26 protein-coding genes are annotated in these 23,477 nt (G+C 65.9%); 12 read left to right on the forward strand and 14 right to left on the reverse strand.

From position 1 onward, the window contains the following. Positions 1 to 4: 4 nt before the first annotated feature. Positions 5 to 853: a glutaminyl-peptide cyclotransferase gene (locus tag CH285_RS02690; RefSeq protein ID WP_373454714.1), complete on the reverse strand. Its 849-nt coding sequence runs from the start codon at positions 851 to 853 to the stop codon at positions 5 to 7. Between the two features lie 41 nt (positions 854 to 894). Between CH285_RS02690 and CH285_RS02695 the strand changes: the two genes are divergently transcribed. Genes CH285_RS02695 through CH285_RS02705 form a run of 3 tightly spaced genes read left to right on the forward strand, consistent with a single transcriptional unit; the run spans position 895 to position 5,325 of the window. Continuing rightward, on the forward strand, positions 895 to 2,061 hold the full coding sequence (locus tag CH285_RS02695; protein ID WP_094644450.1) for a DUF3027 domain-containing protein: 1,167 nt from the start codon (positions 895 to 897) through the stop codon (positions 2,059 to 2,061). Further along, positions 2,058 to 4,784, forward strand: a complete 2,727-nt coding sequence (locus CH285_RS02700) for a sacsin N-terminal ATP-binding-like domain-containing protein (RefSeq protein ID WP_094698365.1) — start codon at positions 2,058 to 2,060, stop codon at positions 4,782 to 4,784. Before CH285_RS02695 ends, CH285_RS02700 begins: the two co-directional genes overlap by 4 nt. Then, complete coding sequence (locus tag CH285_RS02705; protein ID WP_027495902.1) at positions 4,774 to 5,325, forward strand: phosphatase PAP2 family protein; 552 nt, start codon at positions 4,774 to 4,776, stop codon at positions 5,323 to 5,325. The genes CH285_RS02700 and CH285_RS02705 overlap by 11 nt, the downstream gene beginning before the upstream one ends. Here CH285_RS02705 and CH285_RS27720 read toward each other — a convergent pair. Beyond that, a complete protein-coding gene (locus CH285_RS27720) occupies positions 5,294 to 5,437 on the reverse strand; it encodes a hypothetical protein (protein ID WP_167327272.1) in 144 nt (47 codons plus the stop codon). The genes CH285_RS02705 and CH285_RS27720 overlap by 32 nt on opposite strands. A gap of 141 nt (positions 5,438 to 5,578) precedes the next feature. Continuing rightward, a complete protein-coding gene (locus CH285_RS02710) occupies positions 5,579 to 5,818 on the reverse strand; it encodes a DUF2530 domain-containing protein (protein ID WP_027495903.1) in 240 nt (79 codons plus the stop codon). Positions 5,819 to 5,877: 59 nt separating this feature from the next. Here CH285_RS02710 and CH285_RS02715 point away from each other — a divergent pair, with 59 nt between their 5' ends. Genes CH285_RS02715 through CH285_RS02725 form a run of 3 tightly spaced genes read left to right on the forward strand, consistent with a single transcriptional unit; the run spans position 5,878 to position 9,139 of the window. Further along, positions 5,878 to 7,329 carry an NCS2 family permease gene (locus tag CH285_RS02715; RefSeq protein WP_027495904.1) on the forward strand — a complete coding sequence of 484 codons (1,452 nt, stop codon included), beginning with the start codon at positions 5,878 to 5,880 and terminating at the stop codon, positions 7,327 to 7,329. Between the two features lie 52 nt (positions 7,330 to 7,381). Then, positions 7,382 to 7,810, forward strand: a complete 429-nt coding sequence (locus tag CH285_RS02720; protein ID WP_027495905.1) for a MarR family winged helix-turn-helix transcriptional regulator — start codon at positions 7,382 to 7,384, stop codon at positions 7,808 to 7,810. 57 nt (positions 7,811 to 7,867) lie between these two features. Further along, a complete protein-coding gene (locus CH285_RS02725; protein ID WP_094644452.1) occupies positions 7,868 to 9,139 on the forward strand; it encodes an MFS transporter in 1,272 nt (423 codons plus the stop codon). 6 nt (positions 9,140 to 9,145) lie between these two features. Here CH285_RS02725 and CH285_RS02730 read toward each other — a convergent pair whose 3' ends face one another. The 5 genes from CH285_RS02730 to CH285_RS02750 are packed head-to-tail and all read right to left on the reverse strand — an operon-like array spanning position 9,146 to position 12,865. Further along, positions 9,146 to 9,751 (reverse strand): response regulator transcription factor, encoded by a 606-nt coding sequence (locus tag CH285_RS02730; RefSeq protein ID WP_027495906.1) that lies wholly within the window; start codon positions 9,749 to 9,751, stop codon positions 9,146 to 9,148. Continuing rightward, positions 9,748 to 10,884, reverse strand: a complete 1,137-nt coding sequence (locus tag CH285_RS02735) for a sensor histidine kinase (RefSeq protein WP_048319339.1) — start codon at positions 10,882 to 10,884, stop codon at positions 9,748 to 9,750. Before CH285_RS02735 ends, CH285_RS02730 begins: the two co-directional genes overlap by 4 nt. A 36-nt stretch (positions 10,885 to 10,920) precedes the next feature. Beyond that, complete coding sequence (locus CH285_RS02740; protein ID WP_032399891.1) at positions 10,921 to 11,694, reverse strand: ABC transporter permease; 774 nt, start codon at positions 11,692 to 11,694, stop codon at positions 10,921 to 10,923. Further along, positions 11,691 to 12,641: an ABC transporter ATP-binding protein gene (locus CH285_RS02745; protein WP_094644453.1), complete on the reverse strand. Its 951-nt coding sequence runs from the start codon at positions 12,639 to 12,641 to the stop codon at positions 11,691 to 11,693. Before CH285_RS02745 ends, CH285_RS02740 begins: the two co-directional genes overlap by 4 nt. Further along, positions 12,638 to 12,865, reverse strand: a complete 228-nt coding sequence (locus tag CH285_RS02750; RefSeq protein WP_176457023.1) for a hypothetical protein — start codon at positions 12,863 to 12,865, stop codon at positions 12,638 to 12,640. The genes CH285_RS02745 and CH285_RS02750 overlap by 4 nt, the downstream gene beginning before the upstream one ends. Positions 12,866 to 13,032: 167 nt before the next feature. Here CH285_RS02750 and CH285_RS02755 point away from each other — a divergent pair, with 167 nt between their 5' ends. Genes CH285_RS02755 through CH285_RS02765 form a run of 3 tightly spaced genes read left to right on the forward strand, consistent with a single transcriptional unit; the run spans position 13,033 to position 15,371 of the window. Further along, positions 13,033 to 13,587 carry a CcdC protein domain-containing protein gene (locus CH285_RS02755; protein WP_027495911.1) on the forward strand — a complete coding sequence of 185 codons (555 nt, stop codon included), beginning with the start codon at positions 13,033 to 13,035 and terminating at the stop codon, positions 13,585 to 13,587. Next, positions 13,584 to 14,702 (forward strand): sensor histidine kinase, encoded by a 1,119-nt coding sequence (locus CH285_RS02760; RefSeq protein WP_080733190.1) that lies wholly within the window; start codon positions 13,584 to 13,586, stop codon positions 14,700 to 14,702. Before CH285_RS02755 ends, CH285_RS02760 begins: the two co-directional genes overlap by 4 nt. Before the next feature lie 21 nt (positions 14,703 to 14,723). Continuing rightward, positions 14,724 to 15,371, forward strand: a complete 648-nt coding sequence (locus CH285_RS02765; RefSeq protein ID WP_032407635.1) for a response regulator transcription factor — start codon at positions 14,724 to 14,726, stop codon at positions 15,369 to 15,371. 4 nt (positions 15,372 to 15,375) lie between these two features. Here the strand turns inward: CH285_RS02765 and CH285_RS02770 are convergent, their stop codons facing one another. Beyond that, positions 15,376 to 16,575: a GNAT family N-acetyltransferase gene (locus tag CH285_RS02770; protein ID WP_032407634.1), complete on the reverse strand. Its 1,200-nt coding sequence runs from the start codon at positions 16,573 to 16,575 to the stop codon at positions 15,376 to 15,378. 75 nt (positions 16,576 to 16,650) lie between these two features. Here CH285_RS02770 and CH285_RS02775 point away from each other — a divergent pair, with 75 nt between their 5' ends. Both CH285_RS02775 and CH285_RS02780 read left to right on the forward strand, forming a co-directional pair. Then, positions 16,651 to 17,454 carry a TrmH family RNA methyltransferase gene (locus CH285_RS02775; protein ID WP_027495915.1) on the forward strand — a complete coding sequence of 268 codons (804 nt, stop codon included), beginning with the start codon at positions 16,651 to 16,653 and terminating at the stop codon, positions 17,452 to 17,454. Next, complete coding sequence (locus tag CH285_RS02780) at positions 17,451 to 17,714, forward strand: DUF2537 domain-containing protein (RefSeq protein WP_094644454.1); 264 nt, start codon at positions 17,451 to 17,453, stop codon at positions 17,712 to 17,714. Before CH285_RS02775 ends, CH285_RS02780 begins: the two co-directional genes overlap by 4 nt. Before the next feature lie 95 nt (positions 17,715 to 17,809). Here the strand turns inward: CH285_RS02780 and CH285_RS02785 are convergent, their stop codons facing one another. The 5 genes from CH285_RS02785 to CH285_RS02805 form a co-directional block, all read right to left on the reverse strand. Beyond that, positions 17,810 to 18,577, reverse strand: coding sequence for a DUF6928 family protein (locus CH285_RS02785; protein WP_094644455.1), 768 nt, complete (start codon positions 18,575 to 18,577; stop codon positions 17,810 to 17,812). Positions 18,578 to 18,640: 63 nt separating this feature from the next. Continuing rightward, the gene (sepH, locus tag CH285_RS02790; RefSeq protein WP_094644456.1) at positions 18,641 to 19,537 is read right to left on the reverse strand and encodes a septation protein SepH; all 897 of its coding nucleotides are present in this window, start codon (positions 19,535 to 19,537) and stop codon (positions 18,641 to 18,643) included. 111 nt (positions 19,538 to 19,648) lie between these two features. Continuing rightward, positions 19,649 to 20,320 (reverse strand): rhomboid-like protein, encoded by a 672-nt coding sequence (locus CH285_RS02795; protein ID WP_094644457.1) that lies wholly within the window; start codon positions 20,318 to 20,320, stop codon positions 19,649 to 19,651. Between the two features lie 91 nt (positions 20,321 to 20,411). After that, on the reverse strand, positions 20,412 to 21,533 hold the full coding sequence (gene serC, locus CH285_RS02800) for a phosphoserine transaminase (RefSeq protein WP_094644458.1): 1,122 nt from the start codon (positions 21,531 to 21,533) through the stop codon (positions 20,412 to 20,414). A gap of 69 nt (positions 21,534 to 21,602) precedes the next feature. After that, entirely contained in the window at positions 21,603 to 22,721 is a 1,119-nt protein-coding gene (locus CH285_RS02805; protein WP_027495921.1) for a citrate synthase 2, read from the reverse strand. A 134-nt stretch (positions 22,722 to 22,855) separates the two neighbouring features. On the opposite strand from CH285_RS02805, the gene pdxH reads away from it, so the two are divergent. Beyond that, on the forward strand, positions 22,856 to 23,473 hold the full coding sequence (gene pdxH / locus CH285_RS02810) for a pyridoxamine 5'-phosphate oxidase (protein ID WP_141214914.1): 618 nt from the start codon (positions 22,856 to 22,858) through the stop codon (positions 23,471 to 23,473). Positions 23,474 to 23,477 lie beyond the last annotated feature (4 nt).

Raw genomic sequence — 23,477 nt, forward strand, 5'->3', positions numbered from 1 at the left:
GTGATCAATTCTGTCCTACGGCCGCGGGATCGGTGAATCGCACCTCGAAGATCTTGGGCCAGAATTTGCCGGTCACGAGGAATCTGTCGGTCCCGGGGATCTGGGCGATGCCGTTGAAGACGTCGGCTCCGTTTCGCTCGGTGGCCGACATCGAATCCCACATCGGCTTGCCGTCGACGACGGCGGTGACGCGGCCGGTGGTGGGGTCGATGCGCATGATGTCGAAGGTCTGCCAGACGTTGGCGTAGATCGAGCCGTCCTCGGCGCATTCGAGTTCGTTGAGCCGTTCCACCGGATTGCCGTCGAGTGTGACGTCGACGGTGTTCACGGCGTCGAAGGTTGTGGGGTCACGGAAGGTCAGGGTGGACGTGCCGTCGCTCATGACCAGTCGGTCGTCCGGGGTTCCTTCATCCTGCGTGCACAGCCCCCATCCTTCGCCGTCGTAGTTCACTCGGCGCTGTTCGGCCAGGGTGTCTCGGTCGCGGGCGATGGCGACTCCGTCTTGCCAGGTGATCTGCCACAGGGTGTCGCCGTCGACGGTGATGCCCTCGCCGAACAGGTCGGACGGCAGATCGACCCGCCCCAGCTCGGTCATGTTCTCGAGCGACGTGCGGCGGACGAAGGAGGAGCCCTCCAGCCCGGTGCCCTCGTAGAGCACATCACCGTCGATCTCGAACCCCTGAGTGAAGGCGTCGTCGGCGCGGTCGTAGGAACGTAGAACCTCGGTGCCCAGCGTGGGTACCGAGTCCGACGTGATGGGGGCCGAGTCGCCTGGACCCGACGTCGACGAGCAGGCGGTGACGGTCAACAGGGACGTCACGAGTGCAGCGAAGGTGCGAGCGCGGACGGTCATTGCATCCATGATGGCAGCCCGAACTGGGCGTCACCGAGTTGATGCGGCAAACTGAATGTGTGAGTGTCGTATCTTCTCCAGAGCTCGGATCCATCCGCCCCGTCTTGGCCGATGCCGTGGACCTCGCGCGGCAGGCTCTGCTCGAGCTGGGAGAGGGCGGTGTCGGCGAGTACCTCGGCGTGACCGTGGAGGACGACAGTGCTGCCACCCACCGCTTCGCCAGCGATCTGGACGGCTATCGCGGATGGCAGTGGGCCGTTGTCGTCGCTGCTCCCGACGACGCCGATCACGCCACCGTCAGCGAACTCGTACTGCTACCCGGTCCCGATGCTCTCGTGGCACCGTCCTGGGTGCCCTGGGACGAGCGCATTCGACCCGGTGATCTCGGGCCGGGCGATCTGCTCTCTCCACGTCGAGACGACCCGCGACTGGTGCCGGGATACGTCGCGTCCGGTGACCCCGCCATCGACGAGGTGGCCGGTGAGATCGGCCTAGGCCGCACCCAGGTCACCAGCCTCGAAGGACGGCTCGATGCCGCCGAACGATGGCACGACGGCGACTTCGGCCCGGACAGCGAGATGGCCAAGGCAGCGCCGTCCACGTGCGGACTCTGCGGTTTCTACCTACCCCTCGCGGGATCGCTCTCCGCAGCATTCGGAGTGTGTGGCAACGAGTTCGCCGCCGACGGTCATGTGGTGCACGTCGAATACGGTTGCGGCGCGCACTCCGATACCGAGCTGCCCACCGGAGCGGGCTCGCCGCAATTCGAGCCGTACGACGACGCAGCACTCGACGTCACCCCGTCGCCGACCGGTGCCGCACAGTCGAACAAGCCTACCGCGAACGACGCTGTTGCAGAAGATGATTCGGAAGCGATCGTCTCGTCGGCCGAGACGGTAGCGGTGGCGGAGTCCGAGGCACCCCAGCCCGACGCGGCAGCACCTGAATCGGCAGCACCCGAATCGGCAGCACCCGAGTCGGCAGACTCCGCACCGGCAGAGCCCGAGGTGGTCGAGACCGGGAACGATGCCGCTGACGCAGCGCCTTCCATTGATGCAGTCCCTTCCACTGGCATCGCCTCTTCGACTGACGACGCGTCTCCCGCAGTCGATGCCGATACGCCCCATGTCGGTTCCGATGTCGATCTCGTCGCCGATTCCAGTGTCGACGATGGTGTGCAGCACGAGGATTCGGCATCGCCGAGCTGATCGATCCTTTCGGTACCGGGTCGCTTCGCGAGTCGATTCTCGCGTCCTGGGGTTCCTCGCCCACGCGGCTGCGGGAAGATTCGGCATCCGAGGCAGATCTGGTGCGCGGGGGATACCGCGATCGTTTGTTGACCGAGTTGGCACAGAACGCGGCTGATGCTGCGCAGCGAGCCGGCGTCCCGGGTCGGCTCTCGGTGTGGACCGACGAGGCGGGTGCACTGCATGTCGCCAACACCGGTGCCGCGCTGGATGTGTCGGGTGTGCACGCTCTCACCGCGCTGCGGGCGTCGGCGAAGGCTGCGGCCGATCCGGGTGTCGGACAGTTCGGGGTCGGGTTCACCGCGGTGCGATCGGTGTCCGACGAGATCGAGGTCCGCTCGCACGGTGGCGGGGTGACGTTCAGCGCCGAGCGCACTCTGAGCGCGTTGCGCGAGCGGGACATGACTGTGCCGGAGTCGGGTGTGCCGGTGCTGCGGTTGGCGTGGCCTACTTCCACACCGCCCGCTGCCGGGTTCGATACCGAGATCGTGTTGACGCCGCGACCCGATGTGGAACCGGAATCCTTTGCCGGGGGGTTCCTCGACGAGGCCGTCGACTTGTTGCTCGAGCTCCACGCGTTGGGTTCCATCGAGATCGATGGTGTCGACATCGACTGTGTGAGAACGGAACTCGACGATGCACGCGTCGAGATCGCCATCGGTTCGCGAACGTGGCTGCAGTACACCACCTCGGCTGCGCGGTGGATCGTTCCGATGGTCGACGGTCTACCCGTTCCCGCAGCGCCGGATGTGTTGCGGGCCCCGACGCGGTCGGACGAGCTGTTGTCGTTGCCTGCGTTGGTCGTTGCCGATGTGCCCATGCAGCCGGATCGTCGACGGGTGTTGCCCGGCGTCTCTGTCGCCGAGGTGGCCCACGGTTATCCCGATTTCGTGGCGTCGTTGCCTGCGTCCGCGCGAGTGTCGTTCGTACCCGAGGTCGGGTTCGCGCGCAGTGCGATCGACGGTGCGCTACGTGAGCTGATCTTTCGCCGATTGTCCACCGCACCATGGCTTCCCGCTGCCGACGGACCCGATCTCGTACCCGAACGTGCCCATGTTCTGGCCGATGCCACCGAGGAACTCGCCGCGGTGTTGCTCGATGTGGTCCCGAATCTGGTGGACGCCGCTCTGTCGGGCGCGCGGCACGCGTCGGCGTTGTCGGCGGTGGGAGTGCACCGCATCGGGTTGGCGCGGTTGGCCGAGATGCTCGGCGGGCAGGCCCGTGAGCCGGCCTGGTGGCGGCGACTCTACGACGCGTTGACTCCGCTCGTCGTCGACGGGGTCGCAGCGGAAGAACTTGCTGCGCTGCCGGTTCCGCTTGCCGACGGTCGTACGGTCACCGGTCCGCGGACTACCGTCGTTGGGTCGGACGCGTCGGCCGAGGTCACGTGGGTACGCCTGGTGCATCCGGATGCGGTGAGCCCGTTGTTGATTCGGCTGGGTGCGCGGGAGTCCACTGCGGCCGAGCTGTTGTCGGATCCCGCCCTCGAAGCGGCCCTCGACGATCTCGATTGGGACGGCGACGAGGTGGATGGCCTGGTGACGGCAGTGCTGGCGCTGGCGGGGGAGGCGGGAGAGCTTCCGGGGTGGCTCGGGAGTCTGCCACTCGAAGACGACGAGGGCGAATTGCGCAGTGCGGACGAACTGTTGCTGCCCGGTGCACCGTTGGCGAGGCTGTTGGTTCGGGATTCGCCGTTCGGTGTTCTGTCGGCGGCCTCGGTGGCCAGGATCGGTGAGCGGGCCCTGCGCGCGGTGGGCGTCGGCTGGGGGTTCTCGGTGGTGCGCGACGAGTGTCCGACGGGGCCGGATCACGACCTGGACGACGAGCCCGCCTGGTGGTCGAGTCTGGCCACGGAGCCGGAAACCCTTGTTGCGGTTCGTGATCTCGACCTGGTCCGGTCGGATGCCTGGGCCGAAGCTCTGACGATTCTGCTCGACGAACCGAGTACCCGTGCAGCCATGACCGACCGGGACGGCTACACGGCATGGTGGCTGCGACGTCATGCGCTGATCGACAACCGCTCGCCGACCACGTTCCGGGCGCCGTCGGACGAGACGTTCGCCGGTCTGCTCGATCCGTTCGATCATCCGCGCGCCGACGAACTGCACGCGGTGCTCGCCGCGTCGACGTGTGAGAGCGTCGAGAGCGCGCGGGTGTTGTTGCGTGCACTCGAGGACCCGCAGCGACATCCGACGGCGGCGGTGATCGCGCGCACGCACACGCTGATCGCCAGTGCCGTCCTGGATCGACGCATCGACGTGGCGGATCTCGATCCACCGGATCGCGTGCGCACTCTCGGCGGCACCGTGGCCGATGCGTCGGACGGGTTGGTCGTCGATGCGCCATGGCTGGCACCGGTCGTGCCACCGGAGGTGGCGGTGCTCTCGGACATGACCACGGCAGCCGCGTTGGCCGATGTCCTCGACATCAGGCGGGCGTCGGAGGCCATCACCGGCGAGGTTCGCGGAGTCGGACGCGTCAGCTCGTGGGATCGAGAGCCCGGGGCCGTGCTGGCCTGTGCGGTGCTGGGTCTACCGCTGCCGACAGGTTCGGTGGTGGTGCACCGCGAACTCGTGGTGCGGTTGTCGGGGGCTGTCAGCGGTGACCGTGCTGTGCCGTGGTGGGTGACCGCGGACGGAACAGTGCATTGTGTGGAAAGTTGGGAGCGACCTCGTGGGGCCTGACCATGCCGTGTTGGAGTGGATGGTCGAGCATCGAGTCGGCTGGGTCACGACGATGTTCTGGATCATCACCACGGTGGGGAACACCTTCATGATGTTCGTGTTGTCCGCGGGGGTGTGGGGCGCGTTGCTGACGTCCAAGAGGACTGTCGACGCGTGGATGGTCGCGGGTTCGATGCTCACCGGGTGGGGGCTGATGAATGCGCTGAAGTTCGCGTTCGCGCGGGAACGTCCACCGATTCCTGAACGCCTGGTGGAGATTTCGAGCCATTCGTTTCCGTCCGGCCACGCGACGATGTCGATGTTGCTTGCCACGGTGGCGATCGCGGTGATGCTGCGATCGTCCACTCCGTGGCTGCATCGGCCGGTGCTACTGACGTTGCCCGTGGTCGCGGCCCTGCTGATCGGATTCTCTCGGATCTATCTGGGTGCGCACTGGACGACGGACGTGCTGGCCGGCTGGGTGTTCGGTGCCCTGTGGGGGCTGGGTTGGATCTACGCCGAAAAAGCGATCAGCGCGAGAAATCCGAGCGCTGCGCGATAACGAGGAGCTCGTCACGCATGGCCGGGCTGGAGACAGCGTTGGCGCGTGCGTAGAGGGCGCGGAGCGAGCGGACGTGGTTGCGGCGGTTGCGGTACTGAGCGACGAACTTCATGGCCTGTGCTTTCGTGGATCAAAGGTTATCGAAACTGACATAACCTATGCTCCACGTTAACTCTGTGTTACTCAACCGGCTGAGGGGTTAGTTTGCCCACGTCAGAACGGTTTTCGTGATCGGGCTAACGTGATCCTGATCTCAATCGAGGCCGCGTTGGGCGGTTCTGCTGCCGCGTCGTGACGCGGCTCTCTGCGCCAGGAAGAGAGCGAACCCGACAGCGCCGACCGCGATGCCGGACCAACACGTCGCCACCGCGTCGTCGCTGCGGTCGCCGGTGGCGGTGAACACGACCAGCGCAACGATCCAACCGAGGATGCCGATCGTCAACACCGGCACCGGATCGGTGAGGCGGGGCGGGATCTGCGGGACGTCGGCCACGAATTCACGCTACGCCACCATATTTCGCCAACCCTCGCGGTGTGCTTTATCTTTCACTCATGCCTATGTCGTCGCGATTACTCGACAACTACTTCAAGATCACCGAGCGCGGCTCGACTGTGGGTTCCGAGGTTCGCGGCGGTGTCGTCACTTTCGTGGCGATGGCCTACATCGTCGTGCTCAACCCGCTGATCCTCGGTAGTTTCTCCGCCGACGACGCAGCTGCCAAGACCGACGTGCTCGGCAACATCCTGCCCGTCGCCCAGGTTGCCGCCGTGACGGCACTGGTCGCCGGCTTCATGAGCATCGCGTTCGGCATCATCGCCAACTACCCCTTCGGTATCGCGGCCGGCCTCGGCATCAACACTCTCCTGGCCGTCACCATCGCTCCTCAGGTCAGTTGGCCCGAGGCCATGGGCCTGGTCGTCATCGACGGCATCATCATCGTTCTGTTGGCCGTCACCGGCTTCCGGACGGCGGTGTTCAACGCGATTCCGCCCGAACTGAAGGCTGCGATCGCCGCAGGCATCGGTGCCTTCATCGCGTTCATCGGCTTGGTCGATTCCGGCTTCGTACGCCGGATCCCCGACGCCGCAGGCACGACGGTTCCCGTCGGCCTCGGCATCGACGGGTCCATCGCGTCGTGGCCGACGGTAATCTTCGTGTTCGGGTTGTTGCTGATGGGTGTGCTCGTGGTGCGCAAGGTCCGCGGCGGTCTGCTGATCGGCATCGTGGTCACGACGGTGTTGGCGGCCATCATCGAGGCGGTCACCGACGTGGGGCCGTCGAACGGCGTCGACCCCAAGGGCTGGAACCTGTCCGTGCCGCAGCTGCCCAGCGTTCTCGTACAGTCGCCGGACCTGTCGCTGGTGGGCAACGTCGACCTGTTCGGTGCGTTCACCCGCATCGGTGTGCTGGCCGCGAGTCTGTTGGTGTTCACGCTCGTCCTCGCGAACTTCTTCGACGCGATGGGAACGATGACGGGTCTGGGTAAAGAAGCGAATCTCGACAAGGACGGCACGCTGCCCAACATCGGCAAGGCGTTGGTCGTCGAAGGTGCCGGAGCCATTGCGGGCGGCGGCGCGTCCGCATCGTCGAACACGGTGTTCGTCGAGTCGGCCTCGGGAATCGCGGAAGGCGCACGCACCGGACTGGCCAACGTCGTCACCGGCCTGCTGTTCCTGCTGGCGATGTTCTTCACCCCGCTCACGGCTGTCGTGCCCATCGAGGCGGCTGCTCCGGCGCTGGTGGTGGTGGGTGCCCTGATGATCGGTCAGGTTCTCCACATCGACTTCAAGCGCTTCGATTACGCGCTGCCGGCCTTCCTCACCATCCTGGTGATGCCGTTCACTTACTCCATCGCGAACGGTATCGGCGTCGGTTTCATCACGTGGGTCGTGCTCGCCGTTGGTTCGGGCCGAGCGAAGACGGTACATCCCCTGTTATGGGTCGTCGCGTTGCTGTTCGTGGCGTTTTTCGCAGTCGGTCCCATCACGGATGCGGTTACCTGATGCTGGGTCGGTACCAGGGCGTATTCTCTGCGCTGTGACGTCGGGAAACAGTGTGAAAGACAATCGGGAATTGGCAAGCGACCTGTCGCTTGCGGTGGTGAGGTTGACTCGTCACCTTCGAGGTAGGCGAGTGGACTCGCAAGTGTCGCTCACTCAGCTGTCGGCTCTGGCCACGCTGAGTAGGGAGGGCGACATGACGCCTGGCGCGTTGGCGGCTCGGGAGCGGGTCCAACCCCCGTCGATGACGCGGGTGATCGCGTCGTTGGCCGAGCTGGGTCTGGTGGAGCGCACGCCGCATCCCACCGATGGCCGTCAGGTGATCGTGTCGTTGTCGGCGGCCGGCAAGGAACTGATCGCGGACGAGGCGAGTGCTCGCGAGGCGTGGATGACCGCACAGCTGGCAGGCCTCGGACCCGAGCAGCTCGCGACGCTGCGAGATGCGGTGAGCATCATCAGCGCATTGGTCAGCGACTCCGAGTAGTTACCTAGGTTTATTATTTGACCTGTGGCTCCAGTTTCACGTACGTCCGGCGCGACGATGTTCGCTGCTCTGAAGACTCGCAACTACCGATTGTGGGCGTCGGGGCAGATCGTCTCGCTGGTCGGAACGTGGATGCAGCGGGTGGCCCAGGACTGGCTCGTGCTGACGCTCTCCGGCGGCAACGGCTTCGCCGTCGGCATCGTCATGGCCCTGCAATTCGGGCCGACGCTGTTTCTGTCGGTGTGGGGCGGAGTACTCGCAGACCGGTACGACAAGCGCAAACTCCTCATGATCACCCAGGTGTTCGCCGCAGTCTGCGGTCTGGTGCTGGGTGTGCTCGATGTCGGCAACATGGTCGAGCTCTGGCACGTCTATGTCATCGCCTTCATCCTCGGCTGCTCGTCCGCCATCGACGCGCCGGTGCGGCAATCGTTCACCATCGAGATGGTAGGCAAGGAAACTCTGTCCAACGCGATCGCGTTGAACTCGATGACGTTCAACATGGCGCGGATCGTCGGGCCTGCGGTGTCGGGAGTGCTCATCACCCTCGTCGGTACCGGCTGGGTGTTCCTGATCAACGCGTTGTCGTTCGCCGCGGTGTTCGGTGCCCTCCTGGCGATGAACGTCGGTCAACTCTTCCGTGTCGAACCGGCACCGCGCGCCAAAGGGCAGGTACGGGAGGGCTTTCGCTACGTCTGGGGGCGGGGAGACCTACGAGTGTTGCTGGCGACGGTGTTCATGGTCTCGACGTTCGGTCTCAATTTTCCGCTGAGTCTGTCGGTGCTGGCGCGCAACACGTTCGGCAGCGGAGCCGACGCATACGGGTTGCTGTCGACCACCCTCGCGGTCGGCACGCTCGCGGGAGCGACCCTGGCGGCCCGGCGCGCCACCGCCCCTCGATTGCGGCTCTTCATCGGTGCGGTCATCGCGTTCGGTCTGTTCGAGTTACTCGTGGGATTGATGCCCAATTACGTTCTCGTGGCAGTGCTGTTGGTGCCCACCGGCGCATTGACGCTGACGTTCACGACGTCGGCGATGAACATTCTGCAGATGTCGGTGCCGTCCGACATGCGCGGCCGCGTGATGGGCATCTACATGCTGTGCTTCCTGGGCGGAACTCCGCTGGGCAGCCCGGTGCTCGGCTGGCTCGCCGACGCCCTCGACCCACGCGCACCGCTCCTGTTCGGCGGTGTCATCTCATTGGCGACGGGACTTTTCGCTGCCGTGTATCTGCTGCGGCACAACAACTTGCGGATCACCGTGGTGCCGCCCGCCGACGGTCACCGGCTGCCCACCCTCGACACGGTGGCCGCAGCCGCCAAGGTCTGACGCTCCTCAGATCCACCCGTGGCGTCGGGCGAGTGCGCAGGCCTCGTGCCGGTTCGCCGCCCCGAGTTTCGCGGCCGCCGCAGAGAGATAGTTGCGGGTGGTCCCGGGTGACAGATGCGCGCGCTGCGCGATCTCCGCGATCGATGCGCCGTCGGCGGCGAACTCGAGCACATCGGCTTCCCGCGGTGTGAGCGGTGAGTCCCCGGCCCCGATGGCTTCCGCGGCGAGCGTCGGGTCGACGTACCGCCCGCCGCCGTGCACGGTGCGCACCACCTCGGCCAGGGTGGCGGCCGAGGTGGTCTTGGGGAGGAACCCGCGCACGCCGGCTTCGAGCGCCTTCTTCAGGTAGCCCGGCCGACCGTGGCTGGTGACGATGATCGACGCGCAGGTGGGCAGTGTCTCGGCAATTTTCTGCGCCGTCTCGATGCCGTCGATCCCGCCCATCTGCAGGTCCAGCACTGCCACATCGGGTGCCAGGGCCGCGGCAACCGTCAGGGCCTTCTCGCCCGAATCGGCCTGTCCGACGATCTCGATGTCGTCCTCCAGATCCAGCATTGTCGCCAGCGCCGATCGAATCAGGTTCTCGTCGTCGGCCAGTAGAACTCGAATCATGGTGTGGTCCTCGGGTTCTGGGGCGATGTGGGCAACACTGCGATGAGGGTGAATTTCTCGGTTGTCTGTTCCGTGCGCAGTTCCCCTCCGACCGCGACCAAGCGTTCCCGTAGGCCGCTCAGACCCGTGCCGTCGTTGCGGCCGTTCGGCGCACCGGGGTGGTCGTTGGTCAGTCGAATACTGCTGTCGGTCAGTTCGATTCGGCAATAGGTGGCCGCGGAGTGACGCAGTATGTTCGTCACGCCTTCACGAACCACCCAGGCGGCCGCCTCGGCCGCGCGCTCGGACAGTGCCGAGGTCTCGCCGGTGAGCTCGGTGGATATCCCGGCCGCCGACAGGAGCGAGCGGGCACCGTCGAGTTCGCCTGCGACATCCACCGATCGATAGCCGCGCACCAGCTTTCGGGCGTCGGTCATCGATTCCTGCGCCAACGCGCGCACCTCGTCCATCTGCGTCGCGGCGCGGTCGTCACCCCGACGGGCCAGCGTTGCGGCAAGTTCGCTCTTGACCGCGATGGCCGAGAGCGCGCGTCCGACGACGTCGTGCAGATCGCGCGAGAACCTCAGGCGCTCCTCTGCGACGGAGAGAGCTGCGGCTGCGTCGCGGGTGGCGTCGAGTTCGGTCACGATGCGCAGCAGCCACGCCGACAGTTGCACGGTGAAGGCCATGAAAGCGATGAAGACGCCGAGTATTACCGTTTCCAGCGCCGGGGTTCCCACGGCCGCGGCAATCGCGGCCGCGGCCACGGCTGCCGCGAGAGACCAGCGCAATCGAATCAGGGTCGCGACCGCTGTGGTGACGAGTACCGCGGCCCAGAGTGCATTGCTCGTCGTCCCTCCGGCAACCAGCACCACAGCGGCGACGGCCATGATCGCCAACGGGATTCGAGGGTTGGCCGTCGACTCGCCGCCGAGTGCCGGGGTGCGCTGAACGACCACGAAAGCGGCGGCGGCACACACCGCTGCCGCCACCGTCGATCGATAGTCGTCGTACTGAAGCGTCGTCAGCATCGCGCCGACGGCGACACCGACGGTGATCAGCAGGAACGATTGGCGGGTGTAGACGCGTACCTTCTCCACTGCACTGCTGTCGTTCCAGCCGTGCAGTGGATTGAGGTACTCATACAGCTTCATGATCTCCAGCCTTGCAGGCGGGCGACGACAGTGCGATCAGGACCGCGGTTCCCAGCGGAAGTGGGTGCGGGCGATCAGCAGGCTGCCGAGAATCCAGGCCAGCATCACCGCCGCCGGCATGGCGGCCTCGCCGAAGGTGGCGGCGAACCCGACCGACGCGTCGCCGGGGGTGGTGGTACCGAACCAGCCCAGATTCAACAGGTCCGACACCGCGGCCATGGGAGTCAGCTCGACGACTCGGCTCAGTGAATCCGGGAGAACGTCGCGCAGCATGGCCGAGCCGGCCATGGCGATCAGAATGACCGGCAGGCTGGTGATCTGCGCTGCTTCCGCATTACGGGTGAAGGCAGACGTGATCAACGCCAGTGCGGCGAACAGTGCCGCGCCGCCGAGGAGGGCAACAGCGACGAGCAGGACGTTGGTGGGAATGGGCCCACCGAAGGCCAGCACTACAGCTCCGACGATCAAGCCCAGTACGACGGTGAGGACGAACGAGGGGACCGCCGGCCCCAGCAGAATCTGAATGTCCGAGCTTTCGCCGGTGCGAAGTCGCTTGAGTACCAACTCGTCTCGACGTGTGGCGTAGATCGAGAGCATGTTGTAGTAGACCATGAACACCAGCAGGAACAGCGCGAAGAACTCGAGTGCCGCTCCCACGCCCACGTCGGTCAATCCGTCGTCGCCCCGACTGCTGATGATCAGCATGACCACCGGTAGCACGAGAGGTATGACGGTCGCGTTGAACAGTAGTACTCGGTTGCGTCCGAGCAGTGTGAATTCTGCTCGCGACAGGGCGGTCATCGTGCTCATGCGCTCATCACCTCGGTCTTGTCATCGGCTGGTTCGTCGATTGGGGAATTCTCGAATTCGTCTGCGATGGAGAGGAACACGGTTTCGAGCGATGCCGCGCGGGCGTCCAGTCCGTGCAGGGTCACCCCGTTGTTCCGAGCCCACAGCAGCAGATCGGTCAACGTCTCCTGAACCGAGGACGTCTGGATCGAGACCGTCTCTCCCGAGACGTCCATGGATGTGCCCGGCAGCGACGGCAGTGCCGTTCCAGGGGCCTTCAGTTCGATCTTCGCCGGATGGTCGGCGACCACCTCGTCCACCGTGCCGCTCCGAACGACTCTGCCGCGGTGCATGATCGCGAGTCGATCGCACAGTGACTCGGCCTCGTCGAGGTAGTGCGTCGTCAACATGATCGTGACGCCGGAGTTCTTCAGTTCCTGGATCAACCGCCATGTGTTGCGGCGACTTTCGGGATCGAGACCGGTGGTCGGCTCGTCCAGGAACAAGACGCGCGGACGGCTGATGATCGCGCATGCCAGGTCCAGCCTGCGCTGCTCGCCGCCGGACAGGAATTTGACCCGCGTATCGGCACGGTCGGCCAGGTCCACGCGACCGAGCACCTCCGCCACCGGCAGTGGATGGCTGCAGGTGCCCGCCCACATCCGAAGACTCTCGGCGGTGGTCAGATCCTGAGGCAGTCCGCCCTTCTGCAGCATGATTCCCAGAGCAGGCCGAACCTTGCGGCGATCGGCCACCGGATCCATACCCATGATCCGCACCGTGCCCTTGCTGGGTCGCGAAAGGCCCTGAATCACTTCGAGAGTGGATGTCTTGCCCGCACCGTTGGTGCCCAGTAGGCCGAACAGCTCACCCTCCGCGACATGGAGATCGAGAGCCTGGACGGCCTCGTACGCGTTCTTGCCCGATCCGTAGCGGCGAGTCATCCCGTCGACGTCGATGATGGTCATGATTGCGTCCCCCAATGGCGCAGTCCGATGACGAACCGGACACCCATGAAGGCGACGATGACGCCCAGTGCGACGAACGCCGGAAGGGACGGGCCGACAATCGCGAACAGCACGGCGATGATCGCGATGCTGATGACGATGACGACGATCTCACGCGCCATCGTCGGAGCCGGCCCGAGCTCCATCAGATCGGTGAACAGATTTCCTTCGTCTGGTTGCTTCATGACTACGATCCTGCTGCGCGTCGAGCACCGAAAACAGTGCAGCGCATCATGACCTGAGGTGACACCGTCACGGTCCAGCCATGACAAACGTCATGCGCGCGTGTCTCCACCCGATCTCCACCCGTGGGTCGATGTGCCCCCACCGCGATCTTCGTAGCGTTGCTGCCATGAACATTGCAACGATTGCTCTCGTAGTCCTTCTGGTCGGATACCTGCTGGTGCGGCGCATGACCGGCCAGCTCATGGAAGCTCGGCGCATGCTGGTGCTCCCGGCGATCCTCGCCGTCGCCGGACTGGCGTCACTGAATTCGACGGCGCTCTCGGCCACGGCGATCGGGTTCTTGCTCCTCGGCTGTGTCGTCGGAGCCGTGTTCGGGGTGGTCCGCGGCTACACCGTCCGGATCGCCGAGCGGGACGGAGCGGCATGGATGCGTTACTCGTTGGCGTCGGTCGGCCTATGGGTGGCCGCGATCGCGGTGCGCCTCCTCCTCGTGCCGGTGGAGAATGTCGTGGATCCGGCAGCAGCGTCGGTCGCCGGGCAGGCCACCATGTTGGCCGTGGGGGTCGGATTCCTCGCCGAGTCGGTCGTGGTGCTCTACCGAGCCATGCATTCCGAGGCCACCATCGTGTGGCGAGCCGACAAGTCCGGCAACCACACGTTGTCGCCTACGCTGGCCGACATGCACAGTCGGGTTCGCGAAGGACGGGCGAAGATTCGGTGACGTCGGCACCCACGCCGGACGTACGGTTACCCGCACTCGACAGCTTCCGGCTGTCGAGTCGGCCGTATGTCACGGCCGTCGTCGTCGTGGCGGCGTTCGCGACGTCGGATCTGCACGATCCGCTCGTGCTCACGCTGCTCGTCGTCAACAGTCTCGTACTGGCGGCCTCGACGGTGTCGCGACGGTCGACCGGTCTCCGGCTCTCGCTCGCCGGGGCCGGCATCGCACTGGTCGCCTCCGCCGCGATTCTTCCTCTGGGCGGAACCGGGGTCGCAGCAGCGTTTCCGTTCCTGTTCGCCGGACATGCCGGGTGGCGGTTCAAGCCGTCGATTGCGTTTCCGTATGCGGTGTCGCTCAGCGTGGCGTGCGCGTGCGCGCTGTGGATCGCCGATCACCATGGTGTCGACGGGTGGCCATGGGCCGCCGGTCTTTTCGCCGGGTGGCCGGTACTGATCGGGTATTCACGACGCAGTCGCCTGGACGCACTGCGCAATGCCCGGCGCGCCACCGACGCCGAATTGCGCGAGCATGCCCTGGCCGAGCGGGCCCGTATCGCACGCGACATCCACGACGTTCTCGCGCATTCGCTGTCCGGGGTCAACATGCAGCTCGAAGTCGCCGACGCGTTGCTCGACGCCGGTCGCGCCGACGAGGCCAGAGCCGCGGTGAGCAAGGCGCAGAGCCTTGTTCGCGAGGGCCTCACCGAAACCCGCAGGGCCGTGCAGACTTTGCGTCAGGACGTGCTGCCCCTGGTGCCGACGATGGCCGCTCTGGTGGACGCGGACGGGAACTTCCGGGTCGAGGGCGAGGCTGTCGATCTCGATACGCCGCAGTCGCAGTTCCTTGTTCGGTGCGCGCAGGAGGCGCTGACCAATGCCCGTACTCATGCTCCCGGAGCGGCAGTCGACGTAGTGCTTCGCTTCGCGGCAGAACAGGTGGAGCTCTCCGTGACCAACGGCCCGGCTCCGTCGCCGCCGAAACCGGTCGACAGTACCGGAATGGGTTTGGTCGGCATGCGCGAGCGCGCCGCACTGGTCGGCGGGTCGATCGCGGCGGGTCCGGACGGGCGGGGTTGGACGGTCCGTGCCACAGTTGCTGTGCCGCAACCACACTGAAGACGACACGAAGGTGAGGGTATGAGCATTCGGATAGTGATCGCCGACGATCAGGCGTCGGTGCGCGAGGCGCTGGCGACGATGCTCGATCTGATCGACGACATCACCGTCGTCTCGACCGCGACGGACGGCGATGGCGCGGTCGCCGCAGTGCAGGCCGCGATGAGTACCGAATGCCTCGATGTCGTGCTGATGGACCTGCGGATGCCGGACACCGACGGGATAGAGGCGACCCGAATACTGAAGGGGCTCTTCCCCGATCTACCCGTGGTGGTGTTGACGACCTTCTCCGACGAACGCTCGATACTCGATGCACTCGGTGCGGGCGCACGCGGATATCTCACCAAGGACGCCGGACGGATCGAGATAGCGGCGGCATTGCGGGCAGCGGCTGCCGGGCAGGCGGTGCTGAATCCGGAGGTACAGGCGCGCCTGCTCAGAGCCGTCGAGCACTCCCGTCCGCCCGAGATCCCAGCTGGTTTGACCCCGCGTGAGGTCGAGGTCCTACGCGCGATCGCGGCCGGTTTGTCGAACCGCGAGATCGCTCAGCAGATGTTCGTCAGCGAGGCAACCGTCAAGACACACATCAACCATCTGTTCGCCAAAGCCCGACTGCGAGATCGAGCGCAGGCCGTGCACTTCGCCTTCACGCACGGGCTGGCAGGGTAGTCGCTCAGAAACCCCAACCCATGACGGCGGGACGCGCTGTTCCGAACGTCAGGTCGAGTGCGTGCAGTGATTCCTCGTTGCGGGCGGTGAGGCGATTGGCCGCGGCGAACAATCGGGCTCGGTGGGTACCGAAGTAGATGCTGGCGAGTACGTCGATGTCGAGTTCGATGTCCGGCTCGGATTCCACCCGCGTGCAGGTGGCTCTGCCGTCCGTGACGGTCAGCGAATAGGTACCGCCTGCGTCGAGGAAGGGATCCCGGACGGCGATGATCAGTGATGTGTCGAGGGCATAGGTGCGCGCCTCGAGGGCAGCCTCGACATGCATGATCCGGGCCCACAGAGCGTCGTGGTGAGCGGTGACCTTCGGCAGCCGGTTGTTGGTCAGCAGGAACGGCAGTGCCTCGTCGCGTGCCTGCCGTACCTCGATGGTGTCTACCAGGTCCACGCCGACGAGGATCTGCCACAGCGCGGCGTAGGCGTCGTCGGTCACCGCGATGAATTCCTCCACCACGACCCGGCTCGGGTTGCGTCCGCGTCGGTAAGCGACGTATCCGTCGGGATGTACGACGAAGAACAGTGCGGTCAGTCCGCCGCGTCGGTTCTCGCGATCGGCGAAGAAGCGCTCCCAGCGGATCGGCGGCTTGGGCTGCGCGCCTGCGGTCTGCTGCTGCCAGCGGTGGTAGATGTCGGGAAGCAGTTCGGTGGCCTCGGCCGATTCGATCAGTCGCACCCCGGTAGCCGGGGGAGCGTCCTGACGGAACTGAGCGAACCGACGGTCGATCGAGACGCTGATCTCCTCGGTCACCGGCCCGTACCCGAAGCGTCCGTAGATCGTCGCCTCGCTGGCCGTCAGCAGGGACAACGGTGCACCCGCGTCGTTCAGAGCGCGGTGCTGCTGGGTGAACATCGATCGCAGGATGCCGCGTCGGCGATGTGTCGGCGCGACGGACACCCAGGACACTCCCGATGCCTCGACCTGAGCTCCGCCGGGAACGGTCACCGACATCGGGAAGTGCATGGCCACACCGACCGGGGTCTCGCCGTCCCACGCCAGGTAGACGTGCTCGGACTTCGTCAGGATCTGCGTCTCGGCCAGGTCCTCGGCGTTCTGGTGCTCGCCGAACGCATGGGCGTCGAGCAGCGCGACGGCATCCCAGTCGTCGTCGGTGGCGGTACGGATGGTGATCGATTCGTCGGTAGTCATCGCTCACAACTTTTCCATACCGGGGTGGTGGTTCGCCGAGGGACTGCCAGAAATGCCGGGTGAGAAGATGAGCAGGTGGTGCATGTAATCGACATCGACGATCCCCTCGACCCGCGGCTCGACGACTTCCGCGACCTCAATTCCTCGGACAGGCGCCCCGATCTGCCCGAGGGCAAAGGATTGGTGATCGCGGAGGGCGTGCTCGTCGCGCAGCGCCTGCTGAGCTCGCGTTTTCCGATGATCAGCCTGCTCGGCGTGGATCGACGGCTCGACGCGTTGCGCGAGGACCTCGCCGATTCGGACGTTCCGTTCTATCGGACGTCGGCCGAGGTGATGGCCGAGGTCGTCGGCTTCCACCTCAACCGTGGTGTGTTGGCGGCGGCGAACAGGCCGCCGGCCCTCGATCTGGACGACGTGCTGGCGGGCGCGAGCACGGTGGCGATTCTGGAAGGCGTCAACGATCACGAGAATCTCGGGTCCATGTTCCGCAATGCGGCCGGTCTCGGGGTGGACGCGGTGTTGTTCGGTGCCGCCTGCGCCGATCCCCTGTACCGACGGTCTGTCCGGGTGTCGATGGGGCATGTGCTCCGAGTGCCGTTCGCGAAGGTGCCCGAGTGGCCTCGTGGCCTCGATCGGGTGCGGCGGCACGGTTTTCAGCTGATCTCGCTGACGCCGAACCCGGAGGCGGTGTCTCTGGCGACGGCGATGACGGGGGAGAAGGTCGCGTTGCTGCTCGGTGCCGAGGGGCCCGGCCTGACCGAACATGCCATGCGCGCCACCGACATTCGCGCTCGGATTCCGATGGCTCCCGGTACCGATTCGCTCAATGTCGCGACGGCCGCGGCGATGGGCTTCTACGAACGGGTGCGTCTGACGTGAGGGACCCGGACGTCCGCTGGACCGGTGTCCCGGTTGCCGTGATCTCGGCGATCCTCGTCGCGGTGGCACTGACGGCGTTCGGCGTGGAACTGGCCAGAGTTCATCCGCTGCTCGCGATCGGCCTCAACCTCGTCGTCGTGGCGGGTGCAGCCCCGACGGTAATGCGATGGTTCGGCGTTCCGGTATGGCGTTGGGCCGTGTACGGAGCGAGCGCCGGCGCGCTTCTGAGTTTCGTGGCCCTGGCGGCTCTGGCGTTCTGACCGCCCGGCCCGGGCATGGGTGCGCACTACCGGCGACGATCGGCGGAATCCCGTCCATTGTCGGTCGTTGTGTGCAACGGTGCCCACCCGAGCCACTATTTGCGGGAGAACCAGCGCTTCTTCGGTCGCGGTGCGGGCTGGGCCGATTCCGCTGCGGGTGCATTCTGGACCGGAACGTTCTGGGGCTGCGGCTCTTGGCCCGGTACGTACATGGTGAAACCGCAGACTGGCAGCGCATTGGGGTCGAGCTCGCCGGGCTTCGGGGCACCGGTGTAGCGGAAGCCGAGCCATTCGGCGTTGGCGGCTTCGGCGAATTCCTGGGGGTGGAACGGTAGTGACTGCGGATCCGGCATCACTCCGGGCGGATAGATCAGCGGGTGGTCACCGGCCCAGAACGGACGCTCCCACACCAGAGGTAGCCCCACGTCCTCGTAGATGTAGACGGGGGTGGCGCTGAACGAGCGTCGGAATTCACCGCGCTCCCAGTAGGCGAACGCACCCCAGGCATGCTCGGGGTCCGAGGCGACGAGGTAGGTGTGCTCGGAGGCCAGTGGGCGGGTGACGGATTCGGGAAGGGTCGACGGCGTGGGCACCGACAAGTTGGATCCGCAGACGACAGTGACGCCGGGGTAGCACCCGATGAACACGTGATCGTCGTCCACACCCGCCGAAGTCGAGATGGGTCCCTGCTCGAGGGGGACGGCCGTGAGATGGGGGTAGAGCCGTCCGACGAGCGCACTGGCGGCGTTCCAGTCGGAGGTGGTGGCTTCTCGCAGTACCGATATGGGATCCGGTGCGTCCACGTACCAGATCGTTGATGCTTTGGCCCCCACTACCGGCACCTCTCTCTCCGTGACTTCCATCGAAGCCTACGGTGTGGGTGTCGACACTCCGACATCGCGCGGCACATCGGTCACACGAAGAACTCAGTTGTGACCGCTGCTGCGCACACCGAGCAGGACGTCTTCCCACGATGGCATGGCCGGCTTGCCACGCTTGTCCTTGCCGCTGGTGTGACCGGCGGCAGGCTTGGGTGCGGGCCTGGGCTCCCTCGCCACCGGTTCGCGCGGCTGCTCGGGCTCGGGAGTCGGCGCATCGTCCACCTCGACGTCGATGGTCTCGGCGTCGATCTCGCTGTCGGCGGTGGTGCCGTAGTACTCGTCGAAACTCTGCTGCGAGGTCTCGTCGGAGTCCTCGGCGGAGGCGAGTGCACGTACCGGGGCCAGGCCGCGGAGTTGACGTCCGAAGTCCGGGTCGATCAGTTCGCGTGCGGTGTCGTCGAGTGGTGCGATGGTGCCGCCGTGACCGTCGGGCAAGAACTGCCAGTGCGCTTTGTTCGTGGTGCGCCCTGCCTGCCACTTCAGCTGGGCGACCCACTTGTTGTCCTCGTCGCGCCAGGCGTCCCACGCCGCGTCGTCGAGGTTGTGTCCGCGAGCGCGGAAGGCGAGGGTGACGATGTCGAGCAGGGTCTGCACAGCCGGGCCGTCGTGCCGCAGCGGATGTCCGGCCTGGGCCATCGACGCTGCCTGCGAACGCTCGAGCAGTACAGGGTGCGCGAACACCTCGACTCGGCTGATGGCCATTCCGGAATCGGCGGCGACCTGTTCGATGGTCGCGCCGCTGCGGATACGGGCCTGAATTTCCTTCGGCCGAAGCAAGCTGTCCATTTCGATCTCAATCTGTCCTAGTCGAGCGATGTCTCCGCGTGAGGCTGCGCGGAGTTTGTCGTCGGCTGGAAGCCGGAATCTGTCGCCGGTTTTGGGATCTGCGCACACGACGAACTTTCCGTCGGCCTCGAGACCCACCACACGTAAGTCTCGCACCTTGACCTCCTCATCGCGCCGGCTCGCGATACCGTCGAATTCGAGCCTAGTTCACCTACCGTATTCGGCGGGTGTCCGACACGCCTCGCGGCGGCGGCGTCGGTTTCTTTCTCAGAGAGTAGACAGCTGCGCGCTCGGTTGCACCCGATCGGCCGAAGTCGAATCGATTCGATTGCGCGACAACGGCATTGAATCTCGACGAAGAAAGAACACGCCGAGTCCGAGTCCGATGGTCAGCGCCAGGGCGTGGCCGGCAGCGGTGAACGAGGGATCCGTGATGGCTCCGGCGGCGACAACGGCGATCCACAATGCGCCCCACACTGCGCGCCACGGCATCGTCAGGTATCGAATCAAGGACCCCGCCACTGCAGCTGCGGCATAACTGACCCCGACGTCGACGGCTACGGCCAACGAGTCGGCAACCCAGTCGACGTGGATGCCGACGAACAGCCCGACAGCCACCAGTGCCGTCGCGCCGATGTGCCCGGCGCAGAACGTGATCAGAAACCGGCGCCACCCCGAGACCCACTCGGCGACGGCGAACAGGATGGCGACCGAGGCGAGCCACCACCAATCGGGCCGGCCTTCGGTGAGGAAGGCGCTGGTGACGAGCGTGGCGAGATGACCGTCCGTGAGATTGTGCAGGTTGGTGCTCGCGGCGTGCAGCACATGCCAACGATCGTGCGGCCCGATCTGCCCGAGAGTGACGGTTCCTGCGGCGGTGAGCAGGCAGAACACGAGCGTCACCCGCAGTCGTAGAACAACGGAGAGGAGCCTGGACATACGAATGCTCCCTCCGAGGTCGTTACGCTTGCGTAATTGATAGCAAGTGTAGGCCTCGGAGGGAGCGCTGTAGCTGTGAGTTGGCTGCCGACTAGCTCAGCGTGGACACGACCCAGTCGATGCTCTTCGTCAGTGCGGTGATGTCGTCCGGCTCGATGGCCGGGAACATACCGACACGCAGCTGGTTGCGGCCGAGCTTGCGGTACGGCTCGGTGTCGACGACGCCGTTGGCGCGCAGGATCTTCGCAACCTGGGCTGCGTCGACCTTCTCGTCGAAGTCGATCGTGCCGACGACCTGGCTGCGATGTTCCGGGTTGGTCACGAACGGCGTTGCGAATTCACTGTTCTCGGCCCAGTCGTACAGGCGTGAGGACGAGTCCGCGGTCCGCTTCGTGGCCCAGTCCAGGCCACCCTGCGAATTGAGCCATTCGATCTGGTCTGCGAAGAGCAGAAGCGTCGCCACTGCGGGGGTGTTGTACGTCTGGTTCTTGCTGCTGTTGTCGACGGCGATCGGCAACGACAGGAAGTCCGGAACCCACCGGCCACTGGAGGCGATCTCGTCGACGCGGGCGAGCGCGGCCGGGCTCATCAGCGCGACCCACAGGCCACCGTCGGCGGCGAAGCACTTCTGCGGAGCGAAGTAGTAGACGTCGGAATCGGCGACGTTCACCGGCAGACCGCCGGCACCGGAGGTGGCGTCGATCGCGATGAGGGCGTTCTCCGAGCCGGCCGGACGGCTGACCGGGATGGCCACGCCCGTCGAGGTCTCGTTGTGGGCCCAACCGATGAGGTCCACGGACGGATCCGACGTGGGCTCGGGCGCGCTGCCGGGCTCTGCCTTGACGACGATCGGATCGCCGATGAACGGGTTGTTCTTGGCCACCGAGGCGAACTTCGAGCTGAACTCACCGTTGGTCAGGTGCAGCGACTTCTCCCGGATGAGACCGAACGCAGCGGCATCCCAGAACGCGGTGGTGCCACCGTTGCCGAGCACGACCTCGTAGCCCTCGGGGAGCGAGAACAGATCCTTCAGACCACTGCGCACGCGTCCGACGACGTCCTTGACGGGCTTCTGGCGGTGGCTGGTGCCGAACACGGACGCACCGACGTCGACCAGGGACTGCAGCTGCTCGGGGCGAACCTTGGACGGGCCGCAACCGAAGCGTCCGTCGGAGGGAAGAAGATCGGCGGGAATGATCGGCAAATCGGCCATGGAGTAGCGCGTCCTAGCGTCGATGGAATATGGCCTCCACAGGCTAGTCGGGTGTCCTGACACCGTCGACTACCGGATCAGGTCCCAGCCGTCGACGGAGTCGGGGGTGCGCGGTTCGGGGCCGGTGTAGAGGGCAGCCGGGCGCACCAACTTGCCCAGGCGCTTCTGCTCGAGAATGTGAGCACACCAGCCGGCGGTACGCCCGCAGGTGAACATTGCGGGCATCATGTGTGCCGGGACCTCGGCGAAGTCGAGGATCACGGCGGCCCAGAACTCGACGTTGGTCTCGATGGCTCGATCGGGGCGGCGTTCGCGCAGTTCCGTCAACGCGGCTTGTTCGAGCGCGGCGGCAACCTCGTAGCGCGGAGCGTTCAGGCGCTTGGCGGTGGCGCGCAGCACGCGGGCTCGGGGGTCCTCGGCGCGGTAGACGCGGTGCCCGAAGCCCATGAGCTTTTCCTTGCGGTCGAGGATCCCGGTGATCAGCGCGCGGGCGTCGCCGGTCTTCTCGACTTCTTCGATCATGGGCAGTACGCGGGCCGGCGCGCCGCCGTGCAGCGGGCCGGACATCGCGCCGATGGCTCCGGAGAGACATGCTGCGACGTCGGCTCCGGTGGAGGCGATGACTCGGGCGGTGAACGTCGATGCATTCATGCCGTGTTCGGCGGCGGAGACCCAGTAGGCGTCGATGGCGGCGACGTGGGCGGGGTCGGGCTCGCCCTTCCAGCGGACCATGAAGCGCTCGGTCACGGTGGCCGCCTGATCGATGCGGCTCTGGGGCACAGCGGGCTGGTAGATGCCGCGAGCGGACTGCGCGACGTAGGACAGTGCCATCACCGAGGCGCGGGCCAGGTTGTCGCGGGCGGTGCTGTCGTCGATGTCGAGTACCGGCTGATACCCCCAGATGGGAGCGAGCATCGCCAGGCCTGCTTGGACGTCGACGCGGACGTCGCCGGTGTGGATGGGCAGGGGGAACGGCTCGGCCGGTGGCAGGCCGCGGCCGAATTCCCCGTCGACCAACAGCGCCCACACATCGCCGAAGGTGACGCCCTGTGCAACCAGTTCCTCGATGTCGACTCCGCGGTAACGCAGTGCGCCGCCGTCCTTGTCGGGCTCGGCGATGTCGGAGGTGAAGGCGACCACACCTTCGAGACCGGGAACGAAATCTTCGGGAACGTGTTGAACAGCCATGGTCTGTGGACTCCCTCGTCGCGACTGCGCCCGGCTCTGCGCCGCATCCGGGCGTGCTTGCGGAAACCATAGCGAGCTTTTACGCGGGAGTAGCGTCTGGGTTCGTGTCTGCAGACGAACAGCGCCTGGCCACCATGCGAGTGGACTACGGCGAGCCCAAGGATCTCGACGTCGACGCCCTGAGCGACGGCTGGTTGCCACTGGCCCGGCAGTGGCTCTCGGACGCCGTTGCTGCGAATCTGCCCGAGCCCAACGCGATCGTGCTCGGGACGGTCGACGCTGCCGGTAGGCCCGCGACCCGCACCGTCCTGTGCAAGGACCTCGACGCCGAGGGCGTGGTGTTCTACACCAACTACGACTCGGACAAGGGCCGCGCATTGGCGTCGACGCCGTACGCGTCCATCACCTTTCCGTGGATCGGCATCGCCCGTCAGCTCACGGTGCGTGGGCCGGTCACCAGAGTCGATCGAGACACCACCGAGGCGTACTGGCGGACGCGACCGCGCGACTCCCAGCTGGGCGCATGGGCGTCGGAGCAATCGCGAACCGTCGTGTCTCGCGACGCTCTCGCCGCGCAACTGGCCGAGGTCACCGCGACGTTCGACGAACGCGAGGTGCCGGTACCGCCGAACTGGGGCGGCATCCGCGTCGAACCGGAGATCGTCGAATTCTGGCAGGGTCGAACCAGCCGGATGCACAACAGAATTCGAGTGATGCCGGCGAGCGGTGTGATGGAGCGACTGCAACCGTGAGCGG

This window comes from Rhodococcus sp. 05-2256-B1, assembly GCF_002258465.1.
In the GTDB taxonomy this organism is placed as follows: Bacteria; Actinomycetota; Actinomycetes; order Mycobacteriales; family Mycobacteriaceae; genus Rhodococcoides; species Rhodococcoides fascians.

Coding starts and splice junctions, on each gene's coding strand:
- CH285_RS02725 (WP_094644452.1), top strand. CDS start 7,868: ATGTTCGCTGCTCTGAAGACTCGCAACTACCGATTGTGGGCGTCGGGG.
- CH285_RS02695 (WP_094644450.1), top strand. CDS start 895: ATGCGGCAAACTGAATGTGTGAGTGTCGTATCTTCTCCAGAGCTCGGA.
- CH285_RS02690 (WP_373454714.1), bottom strand. CDS start 853: ATGACCGTCCGCGCTCGCACCTTCGCTGCACTCGTGACGTCCCTGTTG.
- pdxH (WP_141214914.1), top strand. CDS start 22,856: ATGCGAGTGGACTACGGCGAGCCCAAGGATCTCGACGTCGACGCCCTG.
- CH285_RS02715 (WP_027495904.1), top strand. CDS start 5,878: ATGCCTATGTCGTCGCGATTACTCGACAACTACTTCAAGATCACCGAG.
- CH285_RS02765 (WP_032407635.1), top strand. CDS start 14,724: ATGAGCATTCGGATAGTGATCGCCGACGATCAGGCGTCGGTGCGCGAG.
- CH285_RS02785 (WP_094644455.1), bottom strand. CDS start 18,577: ATGGAAGTCACGGAGAGAGAGGTGCCGGTAGTGGGGGCCAAAGCATCA.
- serC (WP_094644458.1), bottom strand. CDS start 21,533: ATGGCCGATTTGCCGATCATTCCCGCCGATCTTCTTCCCTCCGACGGA.
- CH285_RS02740 (WP_032399891.1), bottom strand. CDS start 11,694: ATGAGCACGATGACCGCCCTGTCGCGAGCAGAATTCACACTGCTCGGA.
- CH285_RS02770 (WP_032407634.1), bottom strand. CDS start 16,575: ATGACTACCGACGAATCGATCACCATCCGTACCGCCACCGACGACGAC.
- CH285_RS02750 (WP_176457023.1), bottom strand. CDS start 12,865: ATGAAGCAACCAGACGAAGGAAATCTGTTCACCGATCTGATGGAGCTC.
- CH285_RS02755 (WP_027495911.1), top strand. CDS start 13,033: ATGAACATTGCAACGATTGCTCTCGTAGTCCTTCTGGTCGGATACCTG.
- CH285_RS02735 (WP_048319339.1), bottom strand. CDS start 10,884: ATGAAGCTGTATGAGTACCTCAATCCACTGCACGGCTGGAACGACAGC.
- CH285_RS02745 (WP_094644453.1), bottom strand. CDS start 12,641: ATGACCATCATCGACGTCGACGGGATGACTCGCCGCTACGGATCGGGC.
- CH285_RS02805 (WP_027495921.1), bottom strand. CDS start 22,721: ATGGCTGTTCAACACGTTCCCGAAGATTTCGTTCCCGGTCTCGAAGGT.
- CH285_RS02730 (WP_027495906.1), bottom strand. CDS start 9,751: ATGATTCGAGTTCTACTGGCCGACGACGAGAACCTGATTCGATCGGCG.
- CH285_RS02795 (WP_094644457.1), bottom strand. CDS start 20,320: ATGTCCAGGCTCCTCTCCGTTGTTCTACGACTGCGGGTGACGCTCGTG.
- CH285_RS27720 (WP_167327272.1), bottom strand. CDS start 5,437: ATGAAGTTCGTCGCTCAGTACCGCAACCGCCGCAACCACGTCCGCTCG.